This window comes from Sphingopyxis sp. (assembly GCF_050725655.1).
Taxonomy (GTDB): domain Bacteria; phylum Pseudomonadota; class Alphaproteobacteria; order Sphingomonadales; family Sphingomonadaceae; genus Sphingopyxis.
In genome coordinates, this window is record NZ_JBOHHT010000115.1 from 52,157 (window position 1) to 77,561 (window position 25,405).

At 60.7% G+C, this 25,405-nt stretch carries 24 protein-coding genes; 6 read left to right on the forward strand and 18 right to left on the reverse strand.

All coding sequences use genetic code 11. The features are described 5' to 3' along the window. Positions 1-11: 11 nt before the first annotated feature. From ACREBX_RS17860 to ACREBX_RS17870, 3 genes are all read right to left on the reverse strand, one after another. Positions 12-1,214 carry a nucleotide sugar dehydrogenase gene (locus tag ACREBX_RS17860; RefSeq protein WP_431563082.1) on the reverse strand — a complete coding sequence of 401 codons (1,203 nt, stop codon included), beginning with the start codon at positions 1,212-1,214 and terminating at the stop codon, positions 12-14. A 70-nt stretch (positions 1,215-1,284) separates the two neighbouring features. Beyond that, the gene (locus tag ACREBX_RS17865; protein WP_431563083.1) at positions 1,285-2,772 is read right to left on the reverse strand and encodes a protein adenylyltransferase SelO; all 1,488 of its coding nucleotides are present in this window, start codon (positions 2,770-2,772) and stop codon (positions 1,285-1,287) included. A 40-nt stretch (positions 2,773-2,812) separates the two neighbouring features. Then, the gene (locus ACREBX_RS17870; RefSeq protein ID WP_431563084.1) at positions 2,813-4,039 is read right to left on the reverse strand and encodes a hypothetical protein; all 1,227 of its coding nucleotides are present in this window, start codon (positions 4,037-4,039) and stop codon (positions 2,813-2,815) included. Positions 4,040-4,524: 485 nt separating this feature from the next. Between ACREBX_RS17870 and ACREBX_RS17875 the strand changes: the two genes are divergently transcribed. Next, positions 4,525-5,523: an NAD-dependent epimerase/dehydratase family protein gene (locus ACREBX_RS17875; protein WP_431563085.1), complete on the forward strand. Its 999-nt coding sequence runs from the start codon at positions 4,525-4,527 to the stop codon at positions 5,521-5,523. A 2-nt stretch (positions 5,524-5,525) separates the two neighbouring features. Here ACREBX_RS17875 and ACREBX_RS17880 read toward each other — a convergent pair whose 3' ends face one another. After that, on the reverse strand, positions 5,526-6,476 hold the full coding sequence (locus ACREBX_RS17880) for a glycosyltransferase (RefSeq protein ID WP_431563086.1): 951 nt from the start codon (positions 6,474-6,476) through the stop codon (positions 5,526-5,528). A 209-nt stretch (positions 6,477-6,685) separates the two neighbouring features. Here ACREBX_RS17880 and rfbB point away from each other — a divergent pair, with 209 nt between their 5' ends. After that, positions 6,686-7,738 carry a dTDP-glucose 4,6-dehydratase gene (rfbB, locus tag ACREBX_RS17885; RefSeq protein ID WP_431563087.1) on the forward strand — a complete coding sequence of 351 codons (1,053 nt, stop codon included), beginning with the start codon at positions 6,686-6,688 and terminating at the stop codon, positions 7,736-7,738. A gap of 12 nt (positions 7,739-7,750) precedes the next feature. Here the strand turns inward: rfbB and rfbD are convergent, their stop codons facing one another. Genes rfbD through rfbA form a run of 3 tightly spaced genes read right to left on the reverse strand, consistent with a single transcriptional unit; the run spans position 7,751 to position 10,040 of the window. After that, the gene (gene rfbD / locus ACREBX_RS17890) at positions 7,751-8,608 is read right to left on the reverse strand and encodes a dTDP-4-dehydrorhamnose reductase (RefSeq protein ID WP_431563088.1); all 858 of its coding nucleotides are present in this window, start codon (positions 8,606-8,608) and stop codon (positions 7,751-7,753) included. Between the two features lie 11 nt (positions 8,609-8,619). After that, positions 8,620-9,165 carry a dTDP-4-dehydrorhamnose 3,5-epimerase gene (gene rfbC / locus ACREBX_RS17895; RefSeq protein ID WP_431563089.1) on the reverse strand — a complete coding sequence of 182 codons (546 nt, stop codon included), beginning with the start codon at positions 9,163-9,165 and terminating at the stop codon, positions 8,620-8,622. Further along, positions 9,165-10,040 carry a glucose-1-phosphate thymidylyltransferase RfbA gene (gene rfbA, locus ACREBX_RS17900; protein ID WP_431563090.1) on the reverse strand — a complete coding sequence of 292 codons (876 nt, stop codon included), beginning with the start codon at positions 10,038-10,040 and terminating at the stop codon, positions 9,165-9,167. The genes rfbC and rfbA overlap by 1 nt, the downstream gene beginning before the upstream one ends. A 271-nt stretch (positions 10,041-10,311) precedes the next feature. Between rfbA and ACREBX_RS17905 the strand changes: the two genes are divergently transcribed. Genes ACREBX_RS17905 through ACREBX_RS17920 form a run of 4 tightly spaced genes read left to right on the forward strand, consistent with a single transcriptional unit; the run spans position 10,312 to position 13,947 of the window. Beyond that, on the forward strand, positions 10,312-11,010 hold the full coding sequence (locus tag ACREBX_RS17905) for a hypothetical protein (RefSeq protein ID WP_431563091.1): 699 nt from the start codon (positions 10,312-10,314) through the stop codon (positions 11,008-11,010). A gap of 1 nt (position 11,011) precedes the next feature. Continuing rightward, positions 11,012-12,055: a hypothetical protein gene (locus ACREBX_RS17910; RefSeq protein ID WP_431563092.1), complete on the forward strand. Its 1,044-nt coding sequence runs from the start codon at positions 11,012-11,014 to the stop codon at positions 12,053-12,055. A 54-nt stretch (positions 12,056-12,109) separates the two neighbouring features. Then, positions 12,110-13,288 carry a DegT/DnrJ/EryC1/StrS family aminotransferase gene (locus tag ACREBX_RS17915; protein ID WP_431563093.1) on the forward strand — a complete coding sequence of 393 codons (1,179 nt, stop codon included), beginning with the start codon at positions 12,110-12,112 and terminating at the stop codon, positions 13,286-13,288. Further along, the gene (locus ACREBX_RS17920) at positions 13,288-13,947 is read left to right on the forward strand and encodes a DapH/DapD/GlmU-related protein (protein ID WP_431563094.1); all 660 of its coding nucleotides are present in this window, start codon (positions 13,288-13,290) and stop codon (positions 13,945-13,947) included. Before ACREBX_RS17915 ends, ACREBX_RS17920 begins: the two co-directional genes overlap by 1 nt. Here ACREBX_RS17920 and ACREBX_RS17925 read toward each other — a convergent pair whose 3' ends face one another. From ACREBX_RS17925 to ACREBX_RS17975, 11 genes are read right to left on the reverse strand one after another with little or no spacing between them, the layout of a single operon-like run. Then, positions 13,948-15,027 (reverse strand): aromatic ring-hydroxylating oxygenase subunit alpha, encoded by a 1,080-nt coding sequence (locus ACREBX_RS17925; RefSeq protein ID WP_431563095.1) that lies wholly within the window; start codon positions 15,025-15,027, stop codon positions 13,948-13,950. Between the two features lie 43 nt (positions 15,028-15,070). Further along, positions 15,071-15,835: an SDR family NAD(P)-dependent oxidoreductase gene (locus ACREBX_RS17930; RefSeq protein WP_431563096.1), complete on the reverse strand. Its 765-nt coding sequence runs from the start codon at positions 15,833-15,835 to the stop codon at positions 15,071-15,073. Further along, positions 15,832-16,884: a ketoacyl-ACP synthase III gene (locus ACREBX_RS17935; RefSeq protein WP_431563097.1), complete on the reverse strand. Its 1,053-nt coding sequence runs from the start codon at positions 16,882-16,884 to the stop codon at positions 15,832-15,834. Before ACREBX_RS17935 ends, ACREBX_RS17930 begins: the two co-directional genes overlap by 4 nt. Next, a complete protein-coding gene (locus ACREBX_RS17940) occupies positions 16,881-17,099 on the reverse strand; it encodes a phosphopantetheine-binding protein (RefSeq protein ID WP_336445920.1) in 219 nt (72 codons plus the stop codon). Before ACREBX_RS17940 ends, ACREBX_RS17935 begins: the two co-directional genes overlap by 4 nt. A gap of 16 nt (positions 17,100-17,115) precedes the next feature. After that, positions 17,116-18,165 (reverse strand): 3-oxoacyl-ACP synthase III family protein, encoded by a 1,050-nt coding sequence (locus ACREBX_RS17945; protein ID WP_431563098.1) that lies wholly within the window; start codon positions 18,163-18,165, stop codon positions 17,116-17,118. A gap of 40 nt (positions 18,166-18,205) precedes the next feature. After that, a complete protein-coding gene (locus ACREBX_RS17950; RefSeq protein WP_431563099.1) occupies positions 18,206-19,036 on the reverse strand; it encodes an alpha/beta hydrolase in 831 nt (276 codons plus the stop codon). A 43-nt stretch (positions 19,037-19,079) separates the two neighbouring features. Further along, entirely contained in the window at positions 19,080-19,724 is a 645-nt protein-coding gene (locus tag ACREBX_RS17955) for a sugar transferase (RefSeq protein WP_431563100.1), read from the reverse strand. A gap of 3 nt (positions 19,725-19,727) precedes the next feature. After that, positions 19,728-20,966 (reverse strand): hypothetical protein, encoded by a 1,239-nt coding sequence (locus ACREBX_RS17960; RefSeq protein WP_431563101.1) that lies wholly within the window; start codon positions 20,964-20,966, stop codon positions 19,728-19,730. Between the two features lie 12 nt (positions 20,967-20,978). Further along, a complete protein-coding gene (locus ACREBX_RS17965; protein ID WP_431563102.1) occupies positions 20,979-23,186 on the reverse strand; it encodes a GumC family protein in 2,208 nt (735 codons plus the stop codon). A gap of 32 nt (positions 23,187-23,218) precedes the next feature. Next, positions 23,219-23,974, reverse strand: coding sequence for a polysaccharide biosynthesis/export family protein (locus ACREBX_RS17970; protein ID WP_431563103.1), 756 nt, complete (start codon positions 23,972-23,974; stop codon positions 23,219-23,221). Positions 23,975-23,982: 8 nt separating this feature from the next. Further along, positions 23,983-25,398 (reverse strand): O-antigen ligase family protein, encoded by a 1,416-nt coding sequence (locus tag ACREBX_RS17975; protein WP_431563104.1) that lies wholly within the window; start codon positions 25,396-25,398, stop codon positions 23,983-23,985. Positions 25,399-25,405: the final 7 nt, after the last annotated feature.

Genomic DNA, 25,405 nt, shown 5'->3' on the forward strand with positions numbered 1-25,405 from the left:
ATGGAGAAAACTCAGGAATCGGCGCCGAACAGGTCGCGGCTGTAAACCTTGTCCGCGACATCGGCGAGGTCTTCGGTCACCCGGTTCGCAATGATGACATCAGCCTCGGCCTTGAACGCCTCGAGATCGCGGATCACGCGCGAATTAAACAGGCGGTCCTCCTCGACCAGCGGTTCATAGACGATCACCTCGATGCCCTTCGCCTTCACTCGCTTCATCACGCCCAAGATACTGCTGGCGCGGAAATTGTCCGATCCCGCCTTCATCGCGAGCCGGTGGATGCCGACGACGCGCGGCGCCCGCTTGATGACTTCGGACGCGATGAAATCCTTGCGCGTGGTGTTCGACGACACGATCGCCTGGATCAGATTCTGCGGCACTTCCTGATAGTTGGCGAGCATCTGCTTGGTGTCCTTGGGCAGGCAATAGCCGCCATAGCCGAAGGACGGATTGTTGTAGAATTGCCCGATACGCGGATCGAGGCAAACGCCCTCGATCACCTGGCGCGAGTCCACGCCGTGCGAGGCGGCGTAGGTATCGAGCTCGTTGAAGAAGGCGACGCGCATCGCAAGGTAGGTGTTGGCGAACAGCTTGATGGCCTCGGCTTCGGTATTGCCGGTCTGCAAAATCTCCGCCTCGGGCTTGAGCGATCCTTCGAGCAACAGGCGCGCGAACTCGGCGGCGCGCGGGTGCGTGTCGCCGACGATGATGCGCGAGGGGTGGAGATTGTCGTAGAGCGCGCGCCCCTCGCGCAGGAATTCGGGTGAGAAGACGATCGCGTCGCTGCCATGTTCGGCCCGCATCCGCTCGGTAAAGCCGACCGGCACGGTCGATTTCACGATGATCAGCGCGCCCGGCGCCTTTACCAGCGCATCGGCGATCACGCTCTCGACCGTGCTTGTGTTGAAATAATTGGTATCGGGATCATAGTCGGTCGGCGTCGCGACAATGACGAAGGCCGCGCCCGCGTATGCGGCGTCGCGGTCAGTCGTCGCGATCAGGTTCAGCGGCTTGTTCGCGAGATAATCCTCGATCTCGGGATCGGCGATCGGCGATTGTTTGGCATTGATCTGCTCGACCTTGCGCGCATCGATGTCGAGCGCGATCACCTCATTGCGCTGCGCCAGCAATATGGCGTTGGAAATACCGACATAGCCCGTGCCGACGACTGTGATTTTGACGGACGGCGCATGCGGCACATTTGCTGGGGGCAATGACTTATCCTCTGATCGATGTGGCGCCGTCCCTAGCAATTGCGGCGCACCGGCTCAACCGTGGCCGGCGTCAGGTGCCGCAGAAGGTCGTGTAAGGGCCGGCGTCGGCAGGGGCCGGCGCGGCAAACCGCTCATGCCCCTGACGAAGGGCATAGGGATGACGCACGACTTCGAGCAGTTCGAGCCACGGCGCGAGGTCGCCCGCCTCCGCCGCGTCCAGTGCGGCTTCGACCAGATGATTGCGCGGGATGTAGAGCGGGTTCACCGCGTCCATCGCGGCGGCGTGTTCCAGCGGCCCCGTCGCCTTGTGCGCGATCCGCTCCCACCACTGCGCGATCCACGGCGCCATCGCGTCAAGGGCGGGAAGCAGGCTTTCCAGCATCGCACCGTCGCCGCGCAGGAGCATGGCGAGCGCCCGAAAGAAAGAGGTGAAATCCACATCATGTTCTTCGAGTTCGTCGAAGAGCGTATCGATCAACTCGCTGTCGTCGGGGCCCTCGCCGCCGAGACCCAGTTTCCCCCGGACCTGCGCATGCCATATCGTGCGAAAACGGACGGGAATGGCATCGACCAATGCCTTCGCCGCATCGACATCGGCGGGCGACACCCGGTGGATCGCGGGCAGCAACGCCTCGGCAAAGCGCGCCATATTCCAGTGCAGGATCTGCGGCTGGCGGCCATAGGCATAGCGGCCGTTGGCGTCGATCGAGCTGAAGACCGTGTTCACGGCAAAGCGATCCATGAAGGCGCACGGACCATAATCGATCGTCTCGCCACTGATCGCGACATTGTCGGTGTTCATGACGCCGTGGATGAAACCCACAGCCAGCCAGCGTGCAACCAGTTCGCATTGCAGGCCGATAACGCGATCGAGGAGTGCAAGCGACGGGTTGGCGGCCTGCGCCAGGTCGGGAAAATGGCGGCGAATGCTGTAGTCGGCGAGCTGGACGATGTGATCCGCGCCGAAATGCGCGGCAAAAAACTGGAAGGTTCCGACGCGGATGTGGCTGCTCGCGATGCGGGTCAGCACCGCGCCGGGATGCGCACGTTCGCGCTGCACGCGGTCCCCCGTCGCGACAGCGGCCAGCGCACGCGTCGTCGGGACGCCCATCGCCGCCATCGCTTCCGACACCAGAAACTCGCGCAGCACCGGGCCGATCGCGGCCTTGCCGTCACCATTGCGCGAAAAGGCGGTCGGCCCCGACCCTTTCAACTGGACGTCGTATCGCGCGCCTTCAGGGGCGATGATTTCGCCGAGAAGCAGCGCACGGCCGTCGCCAAGCTGCGGCGAAAAATGCCCGAACTGATGCCCGGCGTAAGCAAGCGCCAGCGGGTTGGAGCCCTCGGGAAGCACATGGCCCGAAAATATCCGCGCAAGCTCGTCTTTGGCGGTGCCGCCGACGTCGAGTCCAAGCCGATCGGCGAGGAGATGGTTGATGGCTAGCAACTCAGGCATTGAAGGCTTCGCAGCATCTGCGGGCGCGTAAAAGCCTCCCATGCTACGATGAAAACTATTGTCGAACGCGAAATCCATGACACCAATGTCGAGCGCTGACATCAAGAATGCAAGAGATTGTGTCGCGTCGCGCACGGCATTTTCAGCGCGGCGCAACGCTGAGATTATAGTTGACCCCTTCCAAGAGGCTCCCTCGGGGAACAGTCATAGGTATGGTTGAGTGACAGTTACGAAATACAAGTCGGGCTTTCGCGTCGACATCCCACTTATACGGAACTCCAGGTCGAAAATACGTAAAATGAACAGATTCAAATGCGATGAGGCCAACCGTGTTGCGCGCTCTAAGAATATATTCGTGGCTACCCTCAAAATAGCCGCCGAGAAAAGTGATAAGACGGACATTCGAAAAATCCAGAATTGCCTTGCCCAGCGCCCCCCCGGTCTCGAAGCGACCACCGATCACGAGTACATCCTCGGCACCGGCGAACTTCATAGCCGAATTGCGAAGATTCTTGAACTCGGGTTCGCGAAAGGTATTGCGATTAACGACCGGGTGCTCGCACACGATGCCGTAGGTCGAGGTATCGGCGACTATTCGGTCGAACACCGATGTCTGGAGCGGCCCCCGAAACCGGAACAGGGCGTCTGCCATTTCGTAGCAGCCCACATTCGCGAAGTGATTGTGATCGGTTTCACCCGCGATATCGAAACCTGCGCGTTGCGACATCATTCCAAAATTTTCGAATGAGGAGAAAATCAGCCGCTCGGAAGTGAAGAATACCGGAACATCCGGAAGCTTATGCTCGAAATTATACAATACCGACTGGGTGATGCCGTCGCCGTGCACCCGGGAAAAGCTTTGGGGGGTGAGCGAACCCGTCAGCCTGTAGAGCCCGCTCTGCATATAGGCCGCTTTAGCATGTACGCCGTCATATGGCCCCGCAGCTTTGACGAGATCGCGGATTGCTCGCGTATCGTCCGACCGGATGTCCCCCTTCGCGCCGAACCACCTTGCATCAAGGCGCTCCGCCTGATTCGCAACCGCCGGTTCTCCGAATCGACGCCAGCGTCCCCGATCATCCTTCGCCGCGCCCAAAATGCTCATCCCGTCATCAGCGTCCGACGACCGGCTGTCGAACAAAAACACGCCGCCACCGCCATCGAAAGGAACCTTCGCACCAAGCACCACAGCCAGTACCTGTACTCCGACATCTGCCGGGACAAACGCCCGGAGTTCGTTGAAACTATCGAATGAAAGCGTCGACAGCGGCCGCCGCTTTCCGTCCGGCACCGCCTGCACATCGCTGGCCAACAAAGGCAGCAGCGCGGCCTGCGAAAGGGCAAAGAAACTGCGTCGGGGGTAAGGCATTGTCCGGTCCTGCCTTTCAGTTCTGCGTCGGTTTTACGTTGAGCCAAGCAGGAATAGCGCGCCGACGGGAGAGATAAAAACAACGCCACTACGGCCGTCTTCGTCACTTACCATTCGCCCGTGCAGCACCGTATTGCAAGGTCGAAGCGCCGCCTTTCCTTTGCCAACTTCTTGGGCCACCTTATTTTCGGAGCACTTCAGCGGAACACCAATCCGAATGAACTTTTACCGAGAACGGGTTTGCCTCGCCGGTTTTTCCGCAGCATCGACAGTTAATTCGCTGTTCCATATATTCGTGCTAGGCCGCTGACTGAATGCGCCAATTCGCGCCGGGCAGAAGGAATAGGAATGAACACCGTCGTCACCCGTTGTGCCGCCCCTATCGGCCGCCGCGCGTCGGCGGCTTTGCTGACAGCCGGTTGCACGTTTCGTGTTTTCGATATTTCGCGCCACTGCCCTCCCAACAGCAAAGCCGAGGGCTGAACATGGCTGTCCTCGTCACCGGAATTGCCGGGTTCATAGGAATGCACGCCGCTGCCCATCTGCTCGCACGCGGAGAAACGGTTATCGGTATCGACAATTTCAATGACTATTATCCGGTCGATCTGAAAGAAGCGCGGGTAGCCGAGCTCGAGCGGCTCGGTGGCGATCGACTTGCCGTCCATCGCGCCGATATCGGCGACGAGGCCGCACTGGTCACGGCCCTCGCCGATGCCGACTTCGACCGCGTTGTCCATCTGGCGGCGCAGGCTGGTGTGCGCTACTCGATCGACAATCCGGCCGCCTATATCCGTTCGAATGTAGCAGGCCATCTCGGCATCCTGGAGATAGCCCGCCACCGCAGCGTGCGCCATCTGGTCTACGCCTCGTCGTCCTCAGTCTATGGTGCGAACAAGGCCATGCCGTTTCGCGTCGAGGACCGGGTCGATCATCCGATCTCGCTCTACGCCGCCACCAAGCGTGCGGACGAACTGATGAGCGAAACCTATGCCCATCTCTTCCGCGTGCCGCAAACCGGCCTGCGCTTTTTCACCGTCTACGGACCCTGGGGCCGCCCCGACATGGCGCTGTGGAAATTCACCAAGGCCATCCTCGAAGGTCGGCCGATCGATGTCTATAATCACGGCGATATGCGCCGCGACTTCACCTATATCGACGACATCGTCGCTGGCGTGATCGCCAGTCTCGACAATCCACCGGCCGACGATGGCGAACCAAAGGCCGGCGGCTTTGTCACGCCGCACCGCGTGTACAATATCGGCAATAACCGGCCCGAATTGTTGATGGAACTTATCGGTGAAATCGAGGATGCCTGCGGACGCAAGGCGCAGCTCAACCTGCTTCCGATGCAGGACGGCGACGTCCATGAAACCTATGCCGATATCAGCGCGATCGCCGACGAGTTGGGCTATGCGCCGACAACCGGCATTTGCACCGGCGTCGGCAATTTCGTGTCGTGGTATCGCCAATTTTACGGCGTGTAGGGTTAGATCAGCCCCAGGATCAAGGCTGCGGCCAACGCCAACTGCGCCTTGGGCTCGCGCCGGAGGTCCCCGACGTGTGCGGCGAGCCACAGCCTGTCGCCGAGGTTCAGCCGGGCCACGCGGTCCAGCACCGGCCGCTCCGCCATATTGTCCGGGTCAAGGAAACGCCGGTTGCGAACCACTGTGTCCCGATACCAACCTTCGCGGATGAGCGACAGGCGCTTCAGCGCACCCTTCAAGCCCGACTGTGCACCGAAAAAATTCTGCTCATGCTGGCGATAGCGGATGCACGACCAGTCATCGATCACCCACGACAGGCCGTGCGACCGGCAAATCGAATAACAAAGCCAATCGTGCGACACCCCCCACCAGTCCTGATCGTCGACCGGGCCGATCCGCATCGCGATCAACTCCGCAGCCTTCTGATCGAAAACATAGGTGCACCCCGCCGACGCAGCCTGGAATAAATGATCGAAGCGCTTTTGGGGACCAGCCTTCACCATCGTCCATTCGGCGCCCCGGGCTTCGGAAAAGGCGGTCAGGTTAGAGGCGTAACCCGATGCCCCGCTTTCCCTCAATCGCCCGACTGCGCGTTCCAGCTTTTCGGGCAGCCAGATATCATCCTGGTCGGAGAAGGCGAAATAGGCATGTGGCGCCCGGCGGACGTCGGCCAGCATGCTGAAAAAATTTCCGCTCGCGGTGCTGAAGCGGCGGGGCGCATTGTCGAGCAGTATGATCCGGCTGGGGTGCGTTTCGGAACAGGAACGAACGACCTCTAGCGTCCGATCGCTGGAGCCATCATCGCGAACATAGATTGTCGACACGACTCCGCGCTGATCAAGGATGCTTTCGATCTGTTCTGCGACGAACATCTCGCCGTTATACGTTGCCAACATTACGCCGACAGACGGCACCGCCCCCGCCTCGCTCAAATCCTCAAAACTGCTCATCATATTGATATTCTTACGATCTCTATTGAGAGGCACGGGGCGCCACGGCCGCAGCCGTGGCCGATACCATGACACGCCGGGAAGGTCGAGCGGTGCGACGAACCTTTGGGTCCTTGACTTGCGCGCCGACTTTGTTGCGTGCGATAGGCGCTCGCACCCGGCCGCTCGGGTAGACATAGCGGCCGCGAAGTAAGTTTGAAGATGGAGATCGTATGACGCGCGTTTTGGTCACCGGCGGCGCTGGCTTTATCGGGTCGGCGGTGTGCCGTCATCTCGTCCAGGATCTGGGCCACGAGGTGGTCAACGTCGATGCGCTCACCTATGCGGCCAACCGGTCCTCGCTCGCACCGATCGAAAATTCCGGCCGCTATCATTTCGAACAGGTCGACGTCCGCGACCGCGCTGCGGTCGATGGTGTTTTCGCGCGCTACCAGCCCGACGCCGTGATGCACCTTGCCGCCGAGAGCCATGTCGACCGGTCGATTTCGGGCGCACAGGTCTTCCTCGAAACAAACATCCTCGGCACCGCCGTGATGCTCGAGGCGCTGCGCGCCTATCGCGACAGCCTGTCCGCCGAGCGTGCCGACGCCCTGCGCTTCCTTCATATATCGACTGACGAGGTTTATGGCTCGCTCGGCCCGACGGGTCTCTTTACCGAAGAGACGCCCTACGATCCCTCCTCGCCTTATTCGGCCTCGAAAGCCGCGTCGGACCATATCGTGACGGCGTGGGTCCGGACTTACGGTCTACCCTGCGTGATCTCGAACTGCTCGAACAATTACGGGCCCTATCACTTCCCTGAGAAGCTGATCCCGCTCGTCATCCTCAACGCCCTCCACGGCAAGACGCTGCCGGTCTATGGCGACGGGTCCAATATCCGCGACTGGCTCTATGTAGACGACCATGCCCGCGCGCTGGTTATGATCCTCGAAAAGGGTCGCGCCGGGAAGAAATACAATATCGGCGGCCGCAATGAGCGTACCAACCTTCAGGTGGTCGAGCGCATCTGCGACCTGATGGACGCGATGGCGCCGAAGGATCGCTCGCACCGCGACCTTATCAGCTTCGTCACCGACCGCCCCGGCCACGATCACCGCTATGCCATCGACGCGACGAAGACCGAGAATGAAATCGGCTGGAAGGCACGGTACGATTTCGACAGCGGGATCGAAAAGACCGTACGCTGGTATCTCGAAAACCGCGACTGGTGGGAACCGATCCGCAACAAGGTCTACGCGGGCGAGCGCCTCGGCACGCTGAAATAAGCGTCGGCCGGGTCAGCCCTGCGCGCGCACCTCGCGGAGCATCAGACGCAGATTGCTGCGCCAATGCGCCGCGGGTGCACCGATGAGCGCGCTGGTCACTTCCTTGTCGAGCACCGAATAATGCGGGCGCCTGGCGGGCGTCAGATAGGCGCTGCTCGGGATCGGTAGGATCGGGATCGCACGGTCGAGCAGCCCGATGGCCAGCGCCTCTTCCTGAATCGCAACCGCGAAATCATACCAGCTTGCCGCACCGCTATCGGTGTAGTGATAAAGGCCGGTCGCGCCCGTCGCCGTCAGTTTCCAGATGCCCTCGGCCAGCGAGGTCGCCCAGGTCGGGGTTCCGATCTGGTCGGCAACAACGCGAACTTCGTCGCGCTCGGCCATCAGCCGCAGCATCGTGCGGACGAAATTGGCCCCGCGGCTACCATAAACCCAGGCGGTACGGACTATCAGCGCGCCCTCGCCGGCTTCCTGTTCGCCGCGAAGTTTCGACGCGCCATAGACACCGAGCGGCGCCGTCGGCGCATCGGGGGCATAAGGTATTCCCGCCGTCCCGTCGAAAACGAAGTCCGTCGAGACATGGACGAAGCGCGCACCCGCGGTTTCCGCCGCCCGAGCCAGATAGCCCACCGCCTCGCCGTTGATCCGGAACGCGGTTTCCGCATCGCTCTCGGCCTTGTCGACCGCGGTATAAGCGGCCGCGTTGACAAGCAGTTGCGGCGCTGCCGCGGTGACATAAGACCGCACCGCATCGGCATCGCCGATATCGAGGTCGGCGCTCGTTGCCGGGACGATCTCCGCATGGGCGGGCCCCACGGTCTGAAGCGCCCGCCCCAATTGGCCGCCAGCTCCAGTGATCAGAACCTTCATTGCCATATCTTTCAGGGAAAAGTCGGCGTTTCGCACAACGGCTGCCCGGCGATATCCTTTGCCGACAGCGTCGGCGAGATGCCGTCCAGCGGCCACTCGATGCCGATCGCCGGATCGTTCCACAAAAGGCTGTGCTCGTTCGCCGGCGCGTAGTCGCTCGTGCATTTATAGAGGAAGTCGGTGCCGTCCGCGAGGCAGAGGAAACCGTGCGCCATTCCTTCGGGCACGTAGAGCATCTTTTTGTTCGCGGCCGACAATTCGACCCCGAACCATTTGCCGAACGTCGGCGACGAGCGACGCAGGTCGACCGCGACGTCGAAAACCGCGCCGGCGGTCACGCGCACGAGCTTTCCCTGCGGCCCGGGCCGTTGATAGTGCATCCCGCGAAGAACGCCGCGCGACGACCGACTGTGATTGTCCTGCACGAAGCTGAGGTCCATTCCAGCCTTGCGAAACACCTCGGCGTTCCAGCTTTCCATGAAAAAGCCGCGGTCGTCCCCAAAGACCTTGGGTTCGATGACCATCACGCCGTCGATCGGGGTCGGAGTGAACAGCATCAGAAGCGACGCTCCAGCAGTTTCATCAGATATTCGCCATAACCCGACTTGCGAAGCGGCTCAGCAATGCGCTGCAACTGCGCGTCGTCGATGAAGCCCTTGCGCCAGGCAATCTCTTCGGGGGCGCATATCTTCAGCCCCTGCCGCTCTTCGGTGATGCGGACATAGTTGGCGGCGTCGATCAGCGACCCGTGCGTCCCGGTATCGAGCCAGGCATAACCACGGCCCATGATCTCGACCGACAATTCGCCGGCCTCCAGATACATGCGGTTAAGGTCGGTGATCTCCAGCTCGCCGCGCGCCGACGGCTTGACCTGATGCGCCAGTTCAACCGCGCGCCCGTCGTAAAAATATAGGCCCGTGACGGCGAAGTTCGACTTCGGGTTGGCGGGCTTTTCCTCGATCGTTTCGGCGCGGCCCTCGGCGTCGAACGACACGACGCCATAGGCGGTCGGATCGCTGACATAATAGCCGAAGACGGTCGCGCCCGTTTGACGGTCCCCGGCCGCTTCGAGCAATTGCGGCAGGCCGTGGCCGTAGAAGATATTGTCGCCGAGGATGAGCGTCGACGGATTGGTCCCGACGAAGTCGGCGCCGATATGGTAGGCTTGAGCCAGCCCGCCGGGGTCGGGCTGCACCGCATATTCGATTGTCATGCCCATGTCGGTGCCGTCGCCGAGCAACGCTTGAAAGGCCGCCTGATCCTGCGGGGTCGTAATGATCAGCACTTCGCGGATCCCGGCCAGCATCAATACCGACAGCGGATAATAGATCATCGGCTTGTCATAGACCGGCATCAACTGCTTCGACACGCCCTTGGTCAGGGGATAGAGCCGCGTGCCCGAGCCGCCCGCGAGAATTATACCTTTACGCATTATCCCTATCACCCCGCAGGTTACCGAAATGCCGCCCGTCTAGGAAGAGAGGCTGGTGCAATCAAGCCCCGGCGGCCCGTCGACCCCGTCACTCGACCTCAAACTCATTGACGGTCGCGGAACAATGCTCGCCTTGGCGTTCGGAAACCGCGCGCGATTCCTCTCTGGCTATGACCGTGTTCGAAGCGTAGGAGACGCTGCCCGCGCGAAGCGGCACCCGTAACACCCTGTGAACCCGTATTTGCAAATGGGCCGCCAAAGCGACTGACTTATGATGATCGAATTAATAACTATCATCGTTGCGATATCCGCCGTAACGATCGCAATGATAATCGATAGCACGGCATGGCACATAAGGGCGCTCTCGCGAATCGAAGAACGCGGCCTTTTCATCTCTAGGACCAATATATTCCTTTACGGAGGCCGATTTTTTTCGCTTCTTTACATGACGTCTCTTTCATATCTTGTTGATATCAGGAGCACGGCGAAGGAAATAATCTTAATCTCCGCAATAGGTTTCTTTTTTTCGTCCCTAGCGAACCATATGGCTCTAGGGATCAGGCCCGTGCGCAAGAGATTCGTCGAGAGAGCTGCCTGGGCGCTACGACTGCCACACCGCAGCCATGACATCGGGGCGGCACATTTCAGAATATTCTCTCGCGACAGCTTGAAGAGCCCGCTCTTTATATTGTCGAGTCTGGCGACCTTCGTCTTTTCCATGGGAATCAGCATCCCCTATGTCGTTGCGTCGATATTCCCCGAATATCGCATGACGTTCAACAATTTGGGGCAAATCATCAATTCACTAGGAATGTTGCTTGTCCTGCTCGTAATCGACAACCGGATGTACAGGGACTGGGATCATGGAACGATCCTGCAATCAAATGAAATTTACACATCGTCGCGAACATGCGGTCTGATGATGGCTTCGATCTTCTACCTTGTTGCAATCGGGATAATGGTGGCCTGACATGACCGAAAATAGTAATTTTAATAAGGTTATGGTGGCCGTATCCGTATTTTGTCTTTTTATATCGGTGATGTATATCCGGTATAATTACGACAGCTTCAATATTGCGGACTATGATGCCTATGCCTATTTTACGGACGTCTATTGGTCGGGCTTCGATCGCAGCTGGATTCTGTCGGAGCCCTTCGGCTGGGGCTCGCTCCTCGCGCTGCGCTGGGTTACCGGGTCAACCCATTATGCGATCGTGGCGGCGCACTGGCTGCTCAGTCTGACAACCTGTGCCGCAATTCTTCTTCTGTCATATCGATACCGCCTGAAATGGCAGGGCGTCATGATGTCGATCGCAATGTTCGGCCCCCTTCTCGCAATCGTTACAATCAGGGCCACGCCGGCTTACTTGCTATGCGTCGGCGCAGCCCTGCTCGCCGCACGCGGCAGCCTGTTTGCTTTGGCCCTGGTCGGGCTGGCCATTCTGTTCCACAACACGGCAATTCTCGCGCTAATTCCAATCCTGCTGATCCTGTTTCAGAATAAATTCCCAAACTCCGTCAAGATTTTTGAGAACAAGACAGTGATTATCGTCGCATCGGCGATTACAGGACTTATATTTCTGTTTTACAGGCAGGACCTGTTTAACCTATTCGAAAATATCATCGCCATAGCGCCCGGATTCATGCAAAAATACGTCGTATACTTCACGTCCGGTGGATCAGAAGCGGCAGTAAACGCCGCCCGGGAACCTACGTCGCTCTTCCATATTTTCTTCATTGCGGGCGCCACCTTGATGTTCACGTTGTATATTTTCCTGAGCGGGGAAGAGCAGCGAACATACAGACTGTTCGCGATATCAAGCTTCGCCATATATATTGTACTGAGCACGAATCCCGTGACATCTTTTCGGCAGTCCATATTCTGGATCATTCCGATCCTGCTCACCTTTCCCTGGGAAAAATTGCGGCCAACACCGGCAGTTTCGCTCGGTGTCATCGCGTTCAGCCTCGTCGTTCTGCCAATCGGTCTGGGCAGCGTAATTTTGAGCTATTGATCATCCCCACACGCGCATGGACATCGGCTCCGTTGCTCGATAAACGCTCGCTCCATGCAAAGCGCTCCCCCCTCCGCCTGGCCCTCCTTCTCGGACGAAGAAGTCGCCGCCGCCGCCGCCGTCATCGCCTCCAACAAAGTCAATTACTGGACCGGACAGGAAGGCCGCGCATTCGAACGCGAATTTGCCGAATGGGCCGGCAGCGCGCGCGCCGTGGCCCTGGCCAATGGCACGCTGGCGCTCGACGTCGCGCTGAAGGCGATGAATATCGGGCCCGGAGACGAGGTGATCGTGACGCCCCGCACCTTCATCGCCTCGGCATCGACGGTCGTCAACGCCGGCGCCATTCCAGTATTTGCCGACGTCAATGCCGACAGCGGAAACATATCCGCCGCGACGATCGCCGCCGTCCTGACCGAGAAGACGAAGGCGATCATTCCGGTGCATCTGGCGGGCTGGCCTTGCGACATGGATGGAATCATGGCCCTTGCCGCCGAACACGATCTCCGGGTGATCGAAGATTGCGCGCAGGCCCATGGCGCGAAGGTCGGCGACCGCAGCGTCGGCAGCATCGGTCACGTCGGCGCCTGGTCCTTTTGCCAGGACAAGATCATGACGACCGGCGGCGAAGGCGGGATGGTCACCACCGACGATCCCGACCTGTGGTCGGCGATGTGGTCATACAAGGATCATGGCAAGAGCTGGGAAGCGGTCTATGAGCGCGAACACGCCCCTGGTTTCCGCTGGGTCCATGAAAGTTTCGGGACCAACTGGCGCATGCTGGAAGTCCAGTCCGCAATCGGGCGCATCCAGCTTGGCCGTATGCAGGCATGGAACGCACGCCGTACCTTGATCGCGCAGTCGGTCGCGGCGGCACTGAAGCCCTTTGCGGGCGCGGTACGCGTCCCCGCGCCAGTGCAGGGCATGACGCATGCCTATTATCGCCAATATGCCTATGTCCGGCCCGACGGCTTGAAACCCGGCTGGTCGCGCGATCGGATCGTGGCGGAATTGAACGCGCGCAACGTCCCGGTGATGCAAGGCAGCTGTTCCGAGGTTTATCTGGAAAAGGCATTCGATGGCACGCCCTGGCGCCCCGCCGAACGCCTGCCCGTCGCCCGCGACCTTGGCGAAACCAGCCTGATGTTCCTCACCCATCCGACGATGACCGACGACGAGATCGGCCGCCATGTCGCCGCGATCGGCGAAGTGCTGGACGCGGCGGCGGCATAATGGCGCCCACGGAAATCAACCGGCTGATCATCGTCGGCGGCGGCGGCTTTGGCCACGAGGTCGCGAGTTGGGCGGCGGACTGTCACGCAGCGGGAAGCTTGCCCCCGGCGAGCGGCTATCTCGACGATGAAGACCGCGGGCCGCTCGGCCGCGGCGTACCCCACATTGGCAGCGTTGCCGGTTATCAGCCGCAAGCGGGCGACCGGCTGCTGCTCGCCGTCGGCGCGCCCGACACCAAGCGCAAGCTCGTCGACCTCCTCCGCCCGCGCGGCGCCGTCTTTGCGACGCTCATTCATCCCACCGCGATCATCGGCTCAAACTGCCGACATGAAGAAGGCGTCATCATCTGCCCGCTCGCGATGAACACCGCGAACACGCACATGGGCCCCTTCTCCAGCCTGCTCACCTTCTCGGGCCTCGGCCACGATGCGCGGCTCGGGGCCTTTTCGACGGTCAGCTCGCACGTCGACCTGATGGGTCATGCGACGGTCGGCGAAGGCGTCTTCATCGGATCTGGCGCGCGCGTCATGCCCGGCGTCATGGTCGGCGACGGCGCGCGTATCGGCGCCAATGTCGTCGCGCAGCGTAACGTCGCGGCAGGGATGACGCTTTTCACCCTGCCCGCCAAATCGCTGAAAATGCCGGCTTCGAAAAGCTGATCAGCCCGCCATTGCGGCTTCGTAGGCGGCCGCGAAAGCCTCGATCCGCACTTCGTCCGCGCCCAGAAGCGGGGGCCGGTTCGCCGACGCCATGCCGCGCTGCACCGTCTCGAGGATCGCCCGGTCCTCGTTGATGACGTATTTGCCCAGCGTCGCGCCCTGCTTGTTCATCAGGTCCTGACGCGCCTGCGTCCGCTCGTCGAGTTCGACTCCTGGCGCGAAAAAGCGCGTCCGCAAGTTCGTCTCGTGCGCCGACACCGGGATGGCGTGCCCGACATAGAAGGCCGTGCCCTCGGTCGACGAAATGAACAGATTGGGAAAGATATGCACATGAAAGAAGGATTCATGCGCAAATTCGCGATCCGCCAGATGCGCGACCGCCCGTGCTTTCAACGCGTCGCGCGCCGTCGGTGATTTCGGAAAATGGGAGGAGCTGTGCCCGCGGTCGAGCCGGACGTCGACGATCGACTTCTTCCCGATGCCCAGCCCTTTGACGAACGTCTCGGGATGGACATAGCCGCAATGATAGCATTCGAGCACATTCTCGGCGAGCAGCTTCCAGTTCGCGGCGTGATGGATCGTATCGATGTCGGTCAACGCGCCCATCGCGCGGCTCAATTGCTCAAGGACCGGTACAAAGTCGCCCAGATAGTCGGTGAGCGGCGGCGGCGCGCTTTCCATCGACACAAAGACGAAGCGCCCGCACACCTCCACAGGGAACCGCTGCAGGCACACACGCTCGTCGTCGCGGCTCTCGGCGAAGCCTTGGCGCGGCGGCAAGGTCCTGGGGCGGCCCTCGCCGTCGAACGCCCAGCCATGATAGCGGCAGATCAGCGACCGGTTGCCGCGCTCTTCGGTCTGAATGAGGTTCAGCCGGTGCGGGCAGACGTTGCGGAACGCGCGCAGCGATCCGGCGAAATTCTGGACGACGATCGCGGTCCCCGGCAGATCGACGCAGACGAAATCCTGATCGTTCGCCAGTTCGTCGGTCATCGCGACGAATTGCCAGCCCTTGCGGAACAGCAGTTCCATCTCGTGCTCCAGCGCGGCGGGATCAATATAGCTGGAAACAGGAATCACGGGTTCGACAATCCTGACGTCCGCGCCGACGGGCGCGCGCTCTTCACTTGGCCGCGTAGCCGCCATCGACGGGCAAGTCGATACCCGTGATCCATGGCGACGCGTCGCTCAGCAGGAAGGCAACGGCGGCCGCCACGTCGTCGGGCTGCCCGAAACCGAGCGGGTGCAAATCGCGATAGCCGGCGACCAGATCGTCGCTGACACTCTCGACAAAACTGCGGTGCATCGCGGTTTCCACCGCGCCGGCGGTGATCGAATTCACGCGGATCCGCCGATCGGCAAGCTCGACCGCCAAAGCGCGCACCATGCCGCTGGTCGCGGCCTTCGCCGCCGAATAGGCGACCATGCCGCGGCGCCCACGCACCGCCGAAACCGACGACATGAACACAAGCGAGCCGCCGTCGTTCATCGCGTTTTTCCGCGACAGCGCCTTGGCCATGCCCAACGCACCCATCACTGCTGCACCGAAAAGCTCGTCAATCTGTGTCTGTTTGGTCAGGCGCATCGGCATGACGAGGCTCGTGCCGGCAGAATGGAACAGGCCATCGATCGCGCCGCGTTCGGTCACAACTCGCTGCACCAATTCGTCGGCCGTGCCAAAATCGCCGACATCGGCCGCGAAGACCGCGTGTGCACCCTCGCCGCCCAATCCCGAAAGCGTTGCACCGAGCCGCGTCTCATCGCGCCCGACCAGCGACAGGTTGGCGCCCAGCGTCGCGAGATACGTCGCCGCCGCCTGCCCCAAGCCCGACGAAGCGCCGGTGACGACGATATGTTTGCCCGCAAGGCTGTCCGATGCGAAAATCATAGCGTGAGCAAGACGACCGATTTCAATGCGCCAACGTCAACCGAAGCGCCGCCCCACGAATAGCCGACCCCGAAACCGAACATACCGAGCCGGAGCGGCTTCGACGAAAGATCGCCCGCCAGCTTGTCGCAGATCAGCAGCGGAATCGTCGCGCTGCTCGTATTGCCGAACGCATCGATATTGATCGGCACCTTTTCGCTCGGCAGCTTTGCCTTTTTCGCAAGGTGGTTGATCATGAAGGTATTGGCCTGATGAAACAGGAAATAATCATAGTCATCGACCGACCGGCCCGCGACCTGCATCGTTTCGGCAACGAGTGTCGGGACCGCTTTCAGCGTGAAGGTGAAGATTTCGCCGCCGTCCATGAACAGCTTGTCCTGTTCGTTCGGCGTCTTTTCATGCTTCTGCTGGCGCGATGCACCGCTGGGGATGATTAGATTATTGGCGCCGCGACCGTCGGTCCCGAGAACGAAATAAGCAGGCTCGGCCTTTTCGTCATATTCGATCGCGGTCACCGTGCCGGCATCGCCGAACAGCATTGCGGTGGCGCGGTCGCTGGGATCGACCACGCGGCTGCTGGTATCGCCGACCGCAAGCAACACCCGCCGTGCCGCGCCCGTCTGCACCATGCTCATCGCCAGCCACAGGCCGTAAGGATAGGCCGAACAGCCCAAATTGATGTCGAACGCAATGATCCCGGGGCGCAGGTCGAGCCGCGGCTGCATCACCGCCGCGGTCGCCGGAAGGCGGTAATCAGGGGTCTGTGAGATAAAGATCAACGCGTCGACCGACGCCGGGTCCCAGTCGAGATCCTCGAGCACACGCTTGCCCGCGGCGACGCACAGGTCGGCCGTGGTGGTCGCATCATCGACCCAGCGCCGCGTCAGAACGCCCGTCATCTTGGTGACGTCGGCGACGCCATCACCAAATTGTTCGGTGAAATGGTCGTTGCCGACGACGCGGGGCGGCACACAGGCCGCCAGACCGACGATCGACGCGGACTGGACCTTGGCCGCCTGCCCGCTTTTAAGAACCGCTTCGACTGTCACGCCACCGCCGCGTCGACCAGCTTGCCAATATCGCCGACCGTTTTGCACTCTGCCAGATCTTCGGCACTGACCGAAACGTCGTGCACTTCGTCTATCAGCGCCAGCGTCGAAACCACGGCAAGCGAATCCCAAAGCTCGCCGAGTTCGAAACCCTCTTCGAGTTCGCTCGCTTCGACTTCCAGAATTTCAGCCAGTCCGTCGCGAAAGTCAGACATAGTCACTCCTTATATTTCAAAAACTTATCGAACCTGCCGCCCAGGACAGCCCTACTCCGAAGCCCACTAACATATGGCGTCCGGCCGGAAAACGACTTTGTTCGGCCATATTCTCCAGAACGAAAGGGATCGTCGACGAGACGGTATTTCCCACGTCCGCATAGCGCCGCGGCACCCGTTCGTCGCTCAGGCCAAGCTTCTTCTGCAACGAATCCAGCATGAATTTGTTGGCTTGATGCAGGATCACGCTATCGAATGCCTCGATCGGCAAGCCCATCTTGTCCGTCAGGCGACCTACGACTTCGGGCACGCGTTTCAGTGTAAAGTTCAGAACGGCGCCGCCGTTCATGTAAAGATTGTCTCTCGACCGCGCATTGCCGCTCTTGTCGACGACTTCCTCGGCGGTTTCCGGGCTGCGGGGCGTGCGAAAGCCGCCGCCTTCAACGATCAACTGGTGCGCGCCGCTGCCATCGGTGCCGAACTCGAACGGACCGATGCTCCCCGTATCGCCGGGACCGTTCCGCCTGATCAGTGTCGCCGCCGCGCCATCGCCGAACAGGGTCCGAACGCTCTTGTCGCGGGCATTGATATATTTTGAATAGGTGTCGGCGGTGACGAGGAGGATCGTGGACGCCATGCCGCCCGCAATCAGCCCTGCCGCCAGTGACAAGCCATATACGAACCCCGAACAGCCGAGATTGATATCGAGCGCGCCGATGCCGGTCCCGAGCTGCAGCCTGTTCTGCATGATGCACGCCGATGTCGGCAGAACATAATCGGGGGCCTGGGTGCAGAAGATCAGGAAATCGACATCGGCCTTGCCTATCCCGGTCTTTACGAACAGTTTCTCAGCCGCCGCCACGCCCAGATCCAGCGCGGTTTCGTCCGGCCCGGCGATATGCCGTTCCGCTATCCCGGTCTTGTCGAGAATCTTGTCGGCGGGCCATTCCGGATACAAGGCGGCGAGCTCGGCATTATCCAGAACAGTTTGTGGCACATGTGTCGCAACAGCCACGATGCGGGCGCCCACGCTTCCGGCTGCCTCGTGTTCTGCAAATGATGTCATCAACCGATACCGTTAAATTGAACAGGGGGCGGCCACGAACTCATTCGATATGGCCCTCTATAAAGGCGATTATCCGCTCTGCGTGCACAGACCAGCTTCGATGTACTTCATATAAATGACCGCCGCCAGCCGCAATCTCGACCTGGCCCCCGCCCGGCGCGAAACCATCGCGCATGGCCTTCAGCGCATTCTCATCATTTTCCCAGATCCGTTCATGCTCGCTCAGGATGGCGAGGACCGGGCAGCGGATGCACGATGCGACGGCGGCAAACCGATCCGGCCAGCGCAGCAGCACTTCGTCCACGTCATCTTTCCGCCAGGGTTCTCCCGATTTGCGGAGCGCGATCGGCGCCCGCCAATCGAAGCTGCCATCGGGGCCGAAGAAAAAAGCCTGTGGCAGGACGATGTCCCCGTCGCCGTGAAGCTTGCCGAGCCATGCCAGCGCCGCGTCGGTCGGGCGCGAACCGATACCCGAGGTCGCGAGACATTTCAGCATCGGCGGCGATTGCGCCGCCCAGTGCATCGTGACCGCGCCGCCGATCGAATGGCCGAATGCCGCGACGGGCAGGTCGGGATCGCCGCACGCCATGACGGCCTCCCCGACCAGCTTCGTCAGGAGCCGGCTAGCGGAATATATCGGGTCGGGGCCGTCTATCGGCGGCGACATCCCGTGTCCCGGCCGGTCGACCATCAGCACCGCGTGTCCGGCGCCGAGCGCTGCTCCGGCAAATGAGAATGAAGGCAGGTCGAAATATCGCCCGCTGCACCCGCCACCATGGACACAGACGATCAGCGATGCCGGTCGGCCCTCATTACGGACCAGGCGCCCGTGAAGGCCGTCCGCTTCCAGTTCCTGCGAATTACCGATCACCGCCGTTTGGCCTCTTGCACACCGATTTTGTCCGGCAACCGATTCAACCTTCTTCCGTATGTGTGCCGACGGCGACGCCCTTCGCCCCGCCTGCGGGCACGGATCCCATGAATTCGGACATCGTGACCTCACCCTCGCCGCTGATCCCGTCGCGGCGCACGATCTTTGCGACCGTCATCAGGATGATTTTCAGGTCGAGAAGGAAGGTCCGGTTATCGACATACCAAACGTCGAGCGCGAATTTCTCTTCCCAGCCGATCGCGTTGCGGCCGTTGATCTGCGCCCACCCCGTGAGCCCCGGTCGGACCTCGTGCCGCCGCGCCTGCGTCGGCGAATAGCGCGGAAGATAATAGGTGTGCAGCGGGCGCGGCCCGACGAGGCTCATTTCGCCGCGCAGGACGTTCCAGAGCTCGGGCAACTCGTCGAGACTGGTCGAGCGCAGCCAGCGACCGAAGGGGGGCAGCCGGTCGGCGTCGGGCAAAGGCAGGCCGTCAGCCCCGACCGCGTCGGTCATCGTCCGGAACTTGATGACGTCGAACGATCGCGCGCCAAGGCCGGGCCGCGTCTGACGAAACAGCACCGGCGATCCCAATCGCGATCGCACCAGCAGCGCGAGGATCAGGATCAGCGGCGAAAATAGCAATAGCGCGACCGCCGAAGCCGCGATGTCGAACCCGCGCTTCAACATCGATTATTTCGCGCTCGTATCGCGCGCGAGCTTCAGCGCCGAAATCGTCAGATTGGTCGGATCCCGCCCGATACCGCCCGCCACGCGCATGTCCAGCCGGACGAGGTTGCAACCGGCTGGCATGGCCATTTTCAGCAGCTTGTTCTGCGGAACGCTCGCCGAAAGCATATTCGCCGATTCCACTTTCTTTTTCGCCGAGGCCCCCGCGAGGCAGGTCGCAACCCACGTCGCGCTGCCGTCGAGATTGCTCGCGCGATCAGCGGCCTGCCAGTAAAGCGCGTCGCCGGGATTGACGGCGACGAGCTTGACCGCCGCGACCCCCACGGTTCCCGGCGAGGCGAAGATGTCGATCCCCGTTAGGCCACCTTCGACACTAACGAATTCGCCGCCTTGGGCGCTGCCGTCCGAGAAGGCCCACACAAACGGTGGGTACCCCTCATCCAGCTTGCCGCGGGCAGTTCCGCCGACGTTGCGCAAGGTGTCGCGGTTAGAGCCTGGCAACAAGGGATAGAGCTGCAATGCCGAGGAATACGAGCCTTCAGCGATCAGTCGTGTTAATAGAGTCGAATAAACATACCGTCCGTTCTCGATATCCGGCGCCATTTTGCGCCGATCGATCAACAACTGCGCCATCGGTGCAGCCCGCGGCAAATCGGTCACCGCAACCTGAAACAGGTGCGGCAGCCAGGGATTATTTTCGCGAATATACGGCGCAAGATGCCGACGCCCCTCGGGCGCCAGAATGATCAACGCCATCCGTGGAATCACAGCATTAGCGGCGTCGGCGTCGCCACGGATCATGAGGTCGAAATGACGAAGCCCGGATGCGATATACCCGCCGCGCAAACGATCAGCCCCAAGCCATAGCTGCACGGCGCTGTCGCGGCGCGAGAGCCGCTCGGCTTGCAACATGGCTTTGCGCGCCTTCGACTGCGCGCCGCCAATTTCCATGCTCTTGCCGACAAGCCAGAGCGACCGCGGTGTCAGCGGAGCATGCGCAAGAGTCTCACGTCCAAGTCGCTGAGCCGCAGCCGAGTTGACGCGCGAACTACGTGAAGAGATAGCAAGCGCCGCACGCGTCTGCCCGGCTCGCCAGGAAAAGAAACTGCCGCCCAGGGGCCGGAAACTGTCGATGGAAAGTCCCACCGACGCTGCCGCCTGCGAGAAAGCGAGTACGGCGAGCAAAAGGCCCACGACGAGGCCCACAAAAATCGACGGCGTCAGCTTCATTTCACCCTTCATGCCAATCAGACCCTACGCCGTCTGCCCGGACGGATTGTCCTTGCCATAGCCATAGCCATAGCCATAGCCGTAGCCGTAGCCCGATTGCTTGGCACGATATTTGGTGAGCAGCGCGCCCAGAACATGCGCGCGCGACTCGCGCAGGCGCGACAAGGCTGCCTGCGAAGCGCGGACCGCCGTTCGATCGGCCTCGATAACGTAGATAACCCCTTCAACCGCCCTGCCGATCAACGCGGCGTCGGACAGACCAAGCATCGGCGGGCTATCGAGAATAACATGATCAAATTTTTCGGAAAGTTTGCGGACGAACAATTCCAGACGATCTCCGCTGAGCAATTCCGAAGCGCTCGGAGGTGTCGGGCCCGCCGCAACGAAACTGACGTTTGATCCGTCAATCGCCTGGACCAGCGATGCCCAGTCGTCATCCCCGGCAAGAAAGTTCGAAACACCCTTGCTGTTGTCGAGACCGAGACGGCTCGCGACCACAGGACGACGCATGTCGACGTCGACGAGCACCACAGATCCCGCGGTTCGGCCCAGCACCCGAGCCAAGGCATAAGCCGACGTCGACTTGCCCTCGGACGGCGACGTGCTGGTCAGCGCCAGTGTTTTCGGAACCCCATGATCCGTCGAGAAGCTCAAGTTCGTCCGGACGGTCATGTAGGCTTCCGATATGATCGACTTGGGATCGTCGATATCGGCCAGTGCGTCGTCGTCGACGGCGGGCACCGCACCCAACAGCGGCACTTCAAGCTTGTCCGCGATCTGATGGGGTTCCCGCACGCTTTCGTCGAGGTTTTCGAGAATGACGATGGCAAGACCCGCGAGGCCCATGCCCAAAAGCACTGCGAGTGCCAGGTTCAAAATGAGGCGCGGCGATGACGGATCGATCGGCGAGAACGCATCATCGACGATCGAGATATTGTTCGTGCCGACACCGGCAACGCCAATTTCCTTATAGCGCTGGAGAAGGCTGTCGTACAATTGCCGGTTGGTATCCACTTCGCGCTGATAGATATTATACTGAATGCTCGACCGGTTTTCCGTGTCGAGGCGGCTCAACAGCTTGTCGACGCGGGCTCGCAAGGCATCCTCGCGCTGACGTGCCGAATTATATTCGTTCAGATAGGCGTTGCGAATCCGGCCTTCTTCGGCTGCAATCGAACGGTCCAGCGCCTGTACCTTTTCCTGCGCTGCACGCGCGGACGGATATTCGGGCTCGAAACGAACGAGCAGTTCCTGATATTCAGAATTGGCCTCCGCACGGCGCTGCCGCATGAGATTGAGCGACTGGTTGCCGAGTGCGAGTTGCGTGGTTCCCGGTGACCGCGCAGCGCCGAGCCGCACTTCCGCGTCGGCCCGTTCGGTCGTCGCCTGCACAAGAACGCGGTTGATCTGCTCGAGGTCACTCGAAGCAAGCGTCTGGGTCGTCCGCGTGCGACCGTCTTCGCTCTGAGTTTCCGCTAGGCGGACAATTCCCTGACGCGCCGCATAATTTACCAGATCGCGTTCCGACTGCTCCAGCCGGTCGCGCAAACCTTGCAAGCGGGACTCCAGATAGACGCGCGCGTCCGCTGTCGACGAGAGACGGCGATCCATGCTCTGCTGAATAAACTCGGTTACCCACGCGTTGGCGATTTGACGCGACATATCGCGGGATGCACTTGGATAGGCAACGTCCGTCAAAGCCGAACCGCGTAGCGGTGAAATACTGACATTATCGAGAAGAAGTTCTACCGCCTGTCGTTCCCGTTCGCGAAGTTGGGCGGCGGAGACCGGTCCCGATGAAGGCCCCGAGAGCAAGCCCTCCCCTTCAGGCGTGGTGCCATGGGCCGCAAAAAACTCTTCTTTCCGGGCAAGACGCAATTTCCGCTCAACGCGCTGCGCCAGCGATCGGGCGTTAAGCAACGAATATTGAGTCAGGTAAAACTCTTGGTCAGGCGAGTTATTTTCCCGCTTCAGCCCTTCGACGTTGGTCACGTTTGCCTGCTCGCGCGCAATCTCGATACGCGACGTCGCCGTATATTGCGGCGTCATCAGAAGCGTTACGATGAGCCCTGCCACCGTGACGATAGCTACGATCGCCAAAGCAAGCCAGATACGGCGCTTCAGTGCATTCCAGTACTCCAGAAGCACTGGGACCGATCTGGAGCCCTTCCCGGTAGTCAATTCTTGGGCATCGGCGCCAGAAGCTAACGCGGGTTTGTTGAAGTCGGACATCTAATATTGCTCAATCTCAATCTGAGTTATTGTTACCTATTATCCAAAATCGCGATCAAAGGCGAAATGAACAATGGCGAAACCGCGATAATCTGCTGGAATAGACGCCTGCCTGCTGAATCCCCGACCACCACAATATCGTGCGGATAAAGTACGGGATCGCTGTAGGTACCGCGCCGGATCGCTGCGAGATCGTACAGCGCGACCATCTTTTGCCCGTTGACGGTGCGGTGAATCACAACTTCGCGCAGCTTGGCAAAATCGGTGGTGCCCTTCGCTCCCGCGACGGCTCTCATCAAGGTCAGCCCCGACACGATCGGATAATTACCCGGCTGATCGACCTCGCCATCTAACGTTACATAGTTGCTGACGGCTTCTTCCAGATTCACGCCAACCTGCGGATTCCGTACATATCCTGCGCGCAGCTGGCTGACGATCCGGTCGCTGGCCTCGCCTAGCGACAGCCCCCCCACCGAAACCACGCCGGCGATCGGAAGCGTGATGTTGCCCGATCCGTCGACGGTGATCTTGCGGTCAGAAAGTTCGGCGACCCCCAGGACATCAATTATCAGCTTGTCGAACGGCCCGATCGTGTAACGATAGGCCTGATCCGCCCCAACCTGCCCGTTGGGGCCCGGCAATTCGTTCATATCAACGCGCGTAACCGTTGGTCCGCCCAGTCCATTGCCTACCAGGCCGGCCGAACATCCGGAAATAGCCAGCGCCAGCGCCAGCATGACGGCGCGCGACGCCGCCTTGGCGCCATAGGCACCCACTTTTTTCTGCATAATTCCTGTCACTTCCGGATCAATCGATAAGCATTTGAACACCACACCGCCGCAATAATCGCATAGAGCGTCAGCGCTGGCACACGAAGCGGATAATCAGCGACGCTTGCGAGGGCAAGCATGGCGAGCACCGCAAAGCCCGCGCGCCCCATAACCTGAGCCGAAAAATCGGGGTCCTCTGTACGGGCCTTGCGCCGCCTCATCAGGGCGAAAAACGCGATGCCTCCCAGACCGGCCACCCAGATGGCGAGGAAGAGCGCCGGTAGCCCGCCGGTCATCACGATTTCGGCCAAGTCGTTATGCGCATGATTGAAATAGCTGACCGAGATGAAGGAATCGGGCTCAAATATCTTGTATGTCTCGACGAAGGTTCCGATCCCGCTTCCGAACGGAAAGAAGGTTTTCGTGGCTTCGACAATCACGGGGAACGCTTGCACGCGCAATTCGGAAGCCGGATCCGTATCGATCAGCCGCTGGAGTGCAGGCGTGCTGACGGCGACGATCAAAACGACCACCAGAAGCACAACCGCAATGCCGATACCGACCAGCCGTGAGCGATGCTCGGCGCGGATGCCAACGGCCCGCCCCTGCGAGACCGGTTTACGATAAACCCACCAAGCGGTGCCGATCCCGACGACGGCAAGAATCAGGCCGGCTCGTGATCCCGTCATGAGAATCAGCGGGACGAGCAAGCACGCCCCGGCAATGGTCATCGACCGCTGGAAAAACAACTGGTCCGGACGCCCCTTGAAAAGCGAAATATAGGCGGCGAGTAGCGGATACATCGTTGCCAACAGGATCGCCTGGTGATTGCGATTGGCAAACAGACCCACGCTCATACCGAAATTGCTAATGCGGTAAAAATACAAGGGTCCGCTCTCCGGGCCGAGCGCTTGCAACATGCCAGTGATGCCGCTGAAAAACCCCAAGCCCAACAAAAGTAAGAGCAACTGTTGGTGGCGACGCTGTTCAACGGCAAGAACCGCGATCAGCAACGCAATAGGTCCGGCCAGCGCAAAAAGCGCGTTCCAAGTCCGCGCCTGCGCCATCGAGAGCGGTTGCCAAGGCAACGCCATGCCGGCCGCTTCATAGGTTTTCACCAGAATACCGCGACCGGGCAGAGCCGTCCATATTTCCGGCGGGAGCGGCACCAGATGCGCCGCGACAAGCGTCACGATCGCCATCGCCAAAATCAGGAGCGGCTTTCCGCGCTGCCAAGCTTGCGTTCCGCAGCTGACGATCGAGAGCGCCAACAGAAATGCCGAAAGGGGGCGCCAGATCAGAAGAGACACGATGTCGTCGCGGCTGCTCCCGACCATGAAAAAGGCCAAAATCACGAGGGAAAACGAAATCATAAACGGCACGCGGTCGGGTGCGTTCGATGCTGTAAGGGAAAATGTCCGTCGCACGTTTTGACTTTTCATAAGAAAT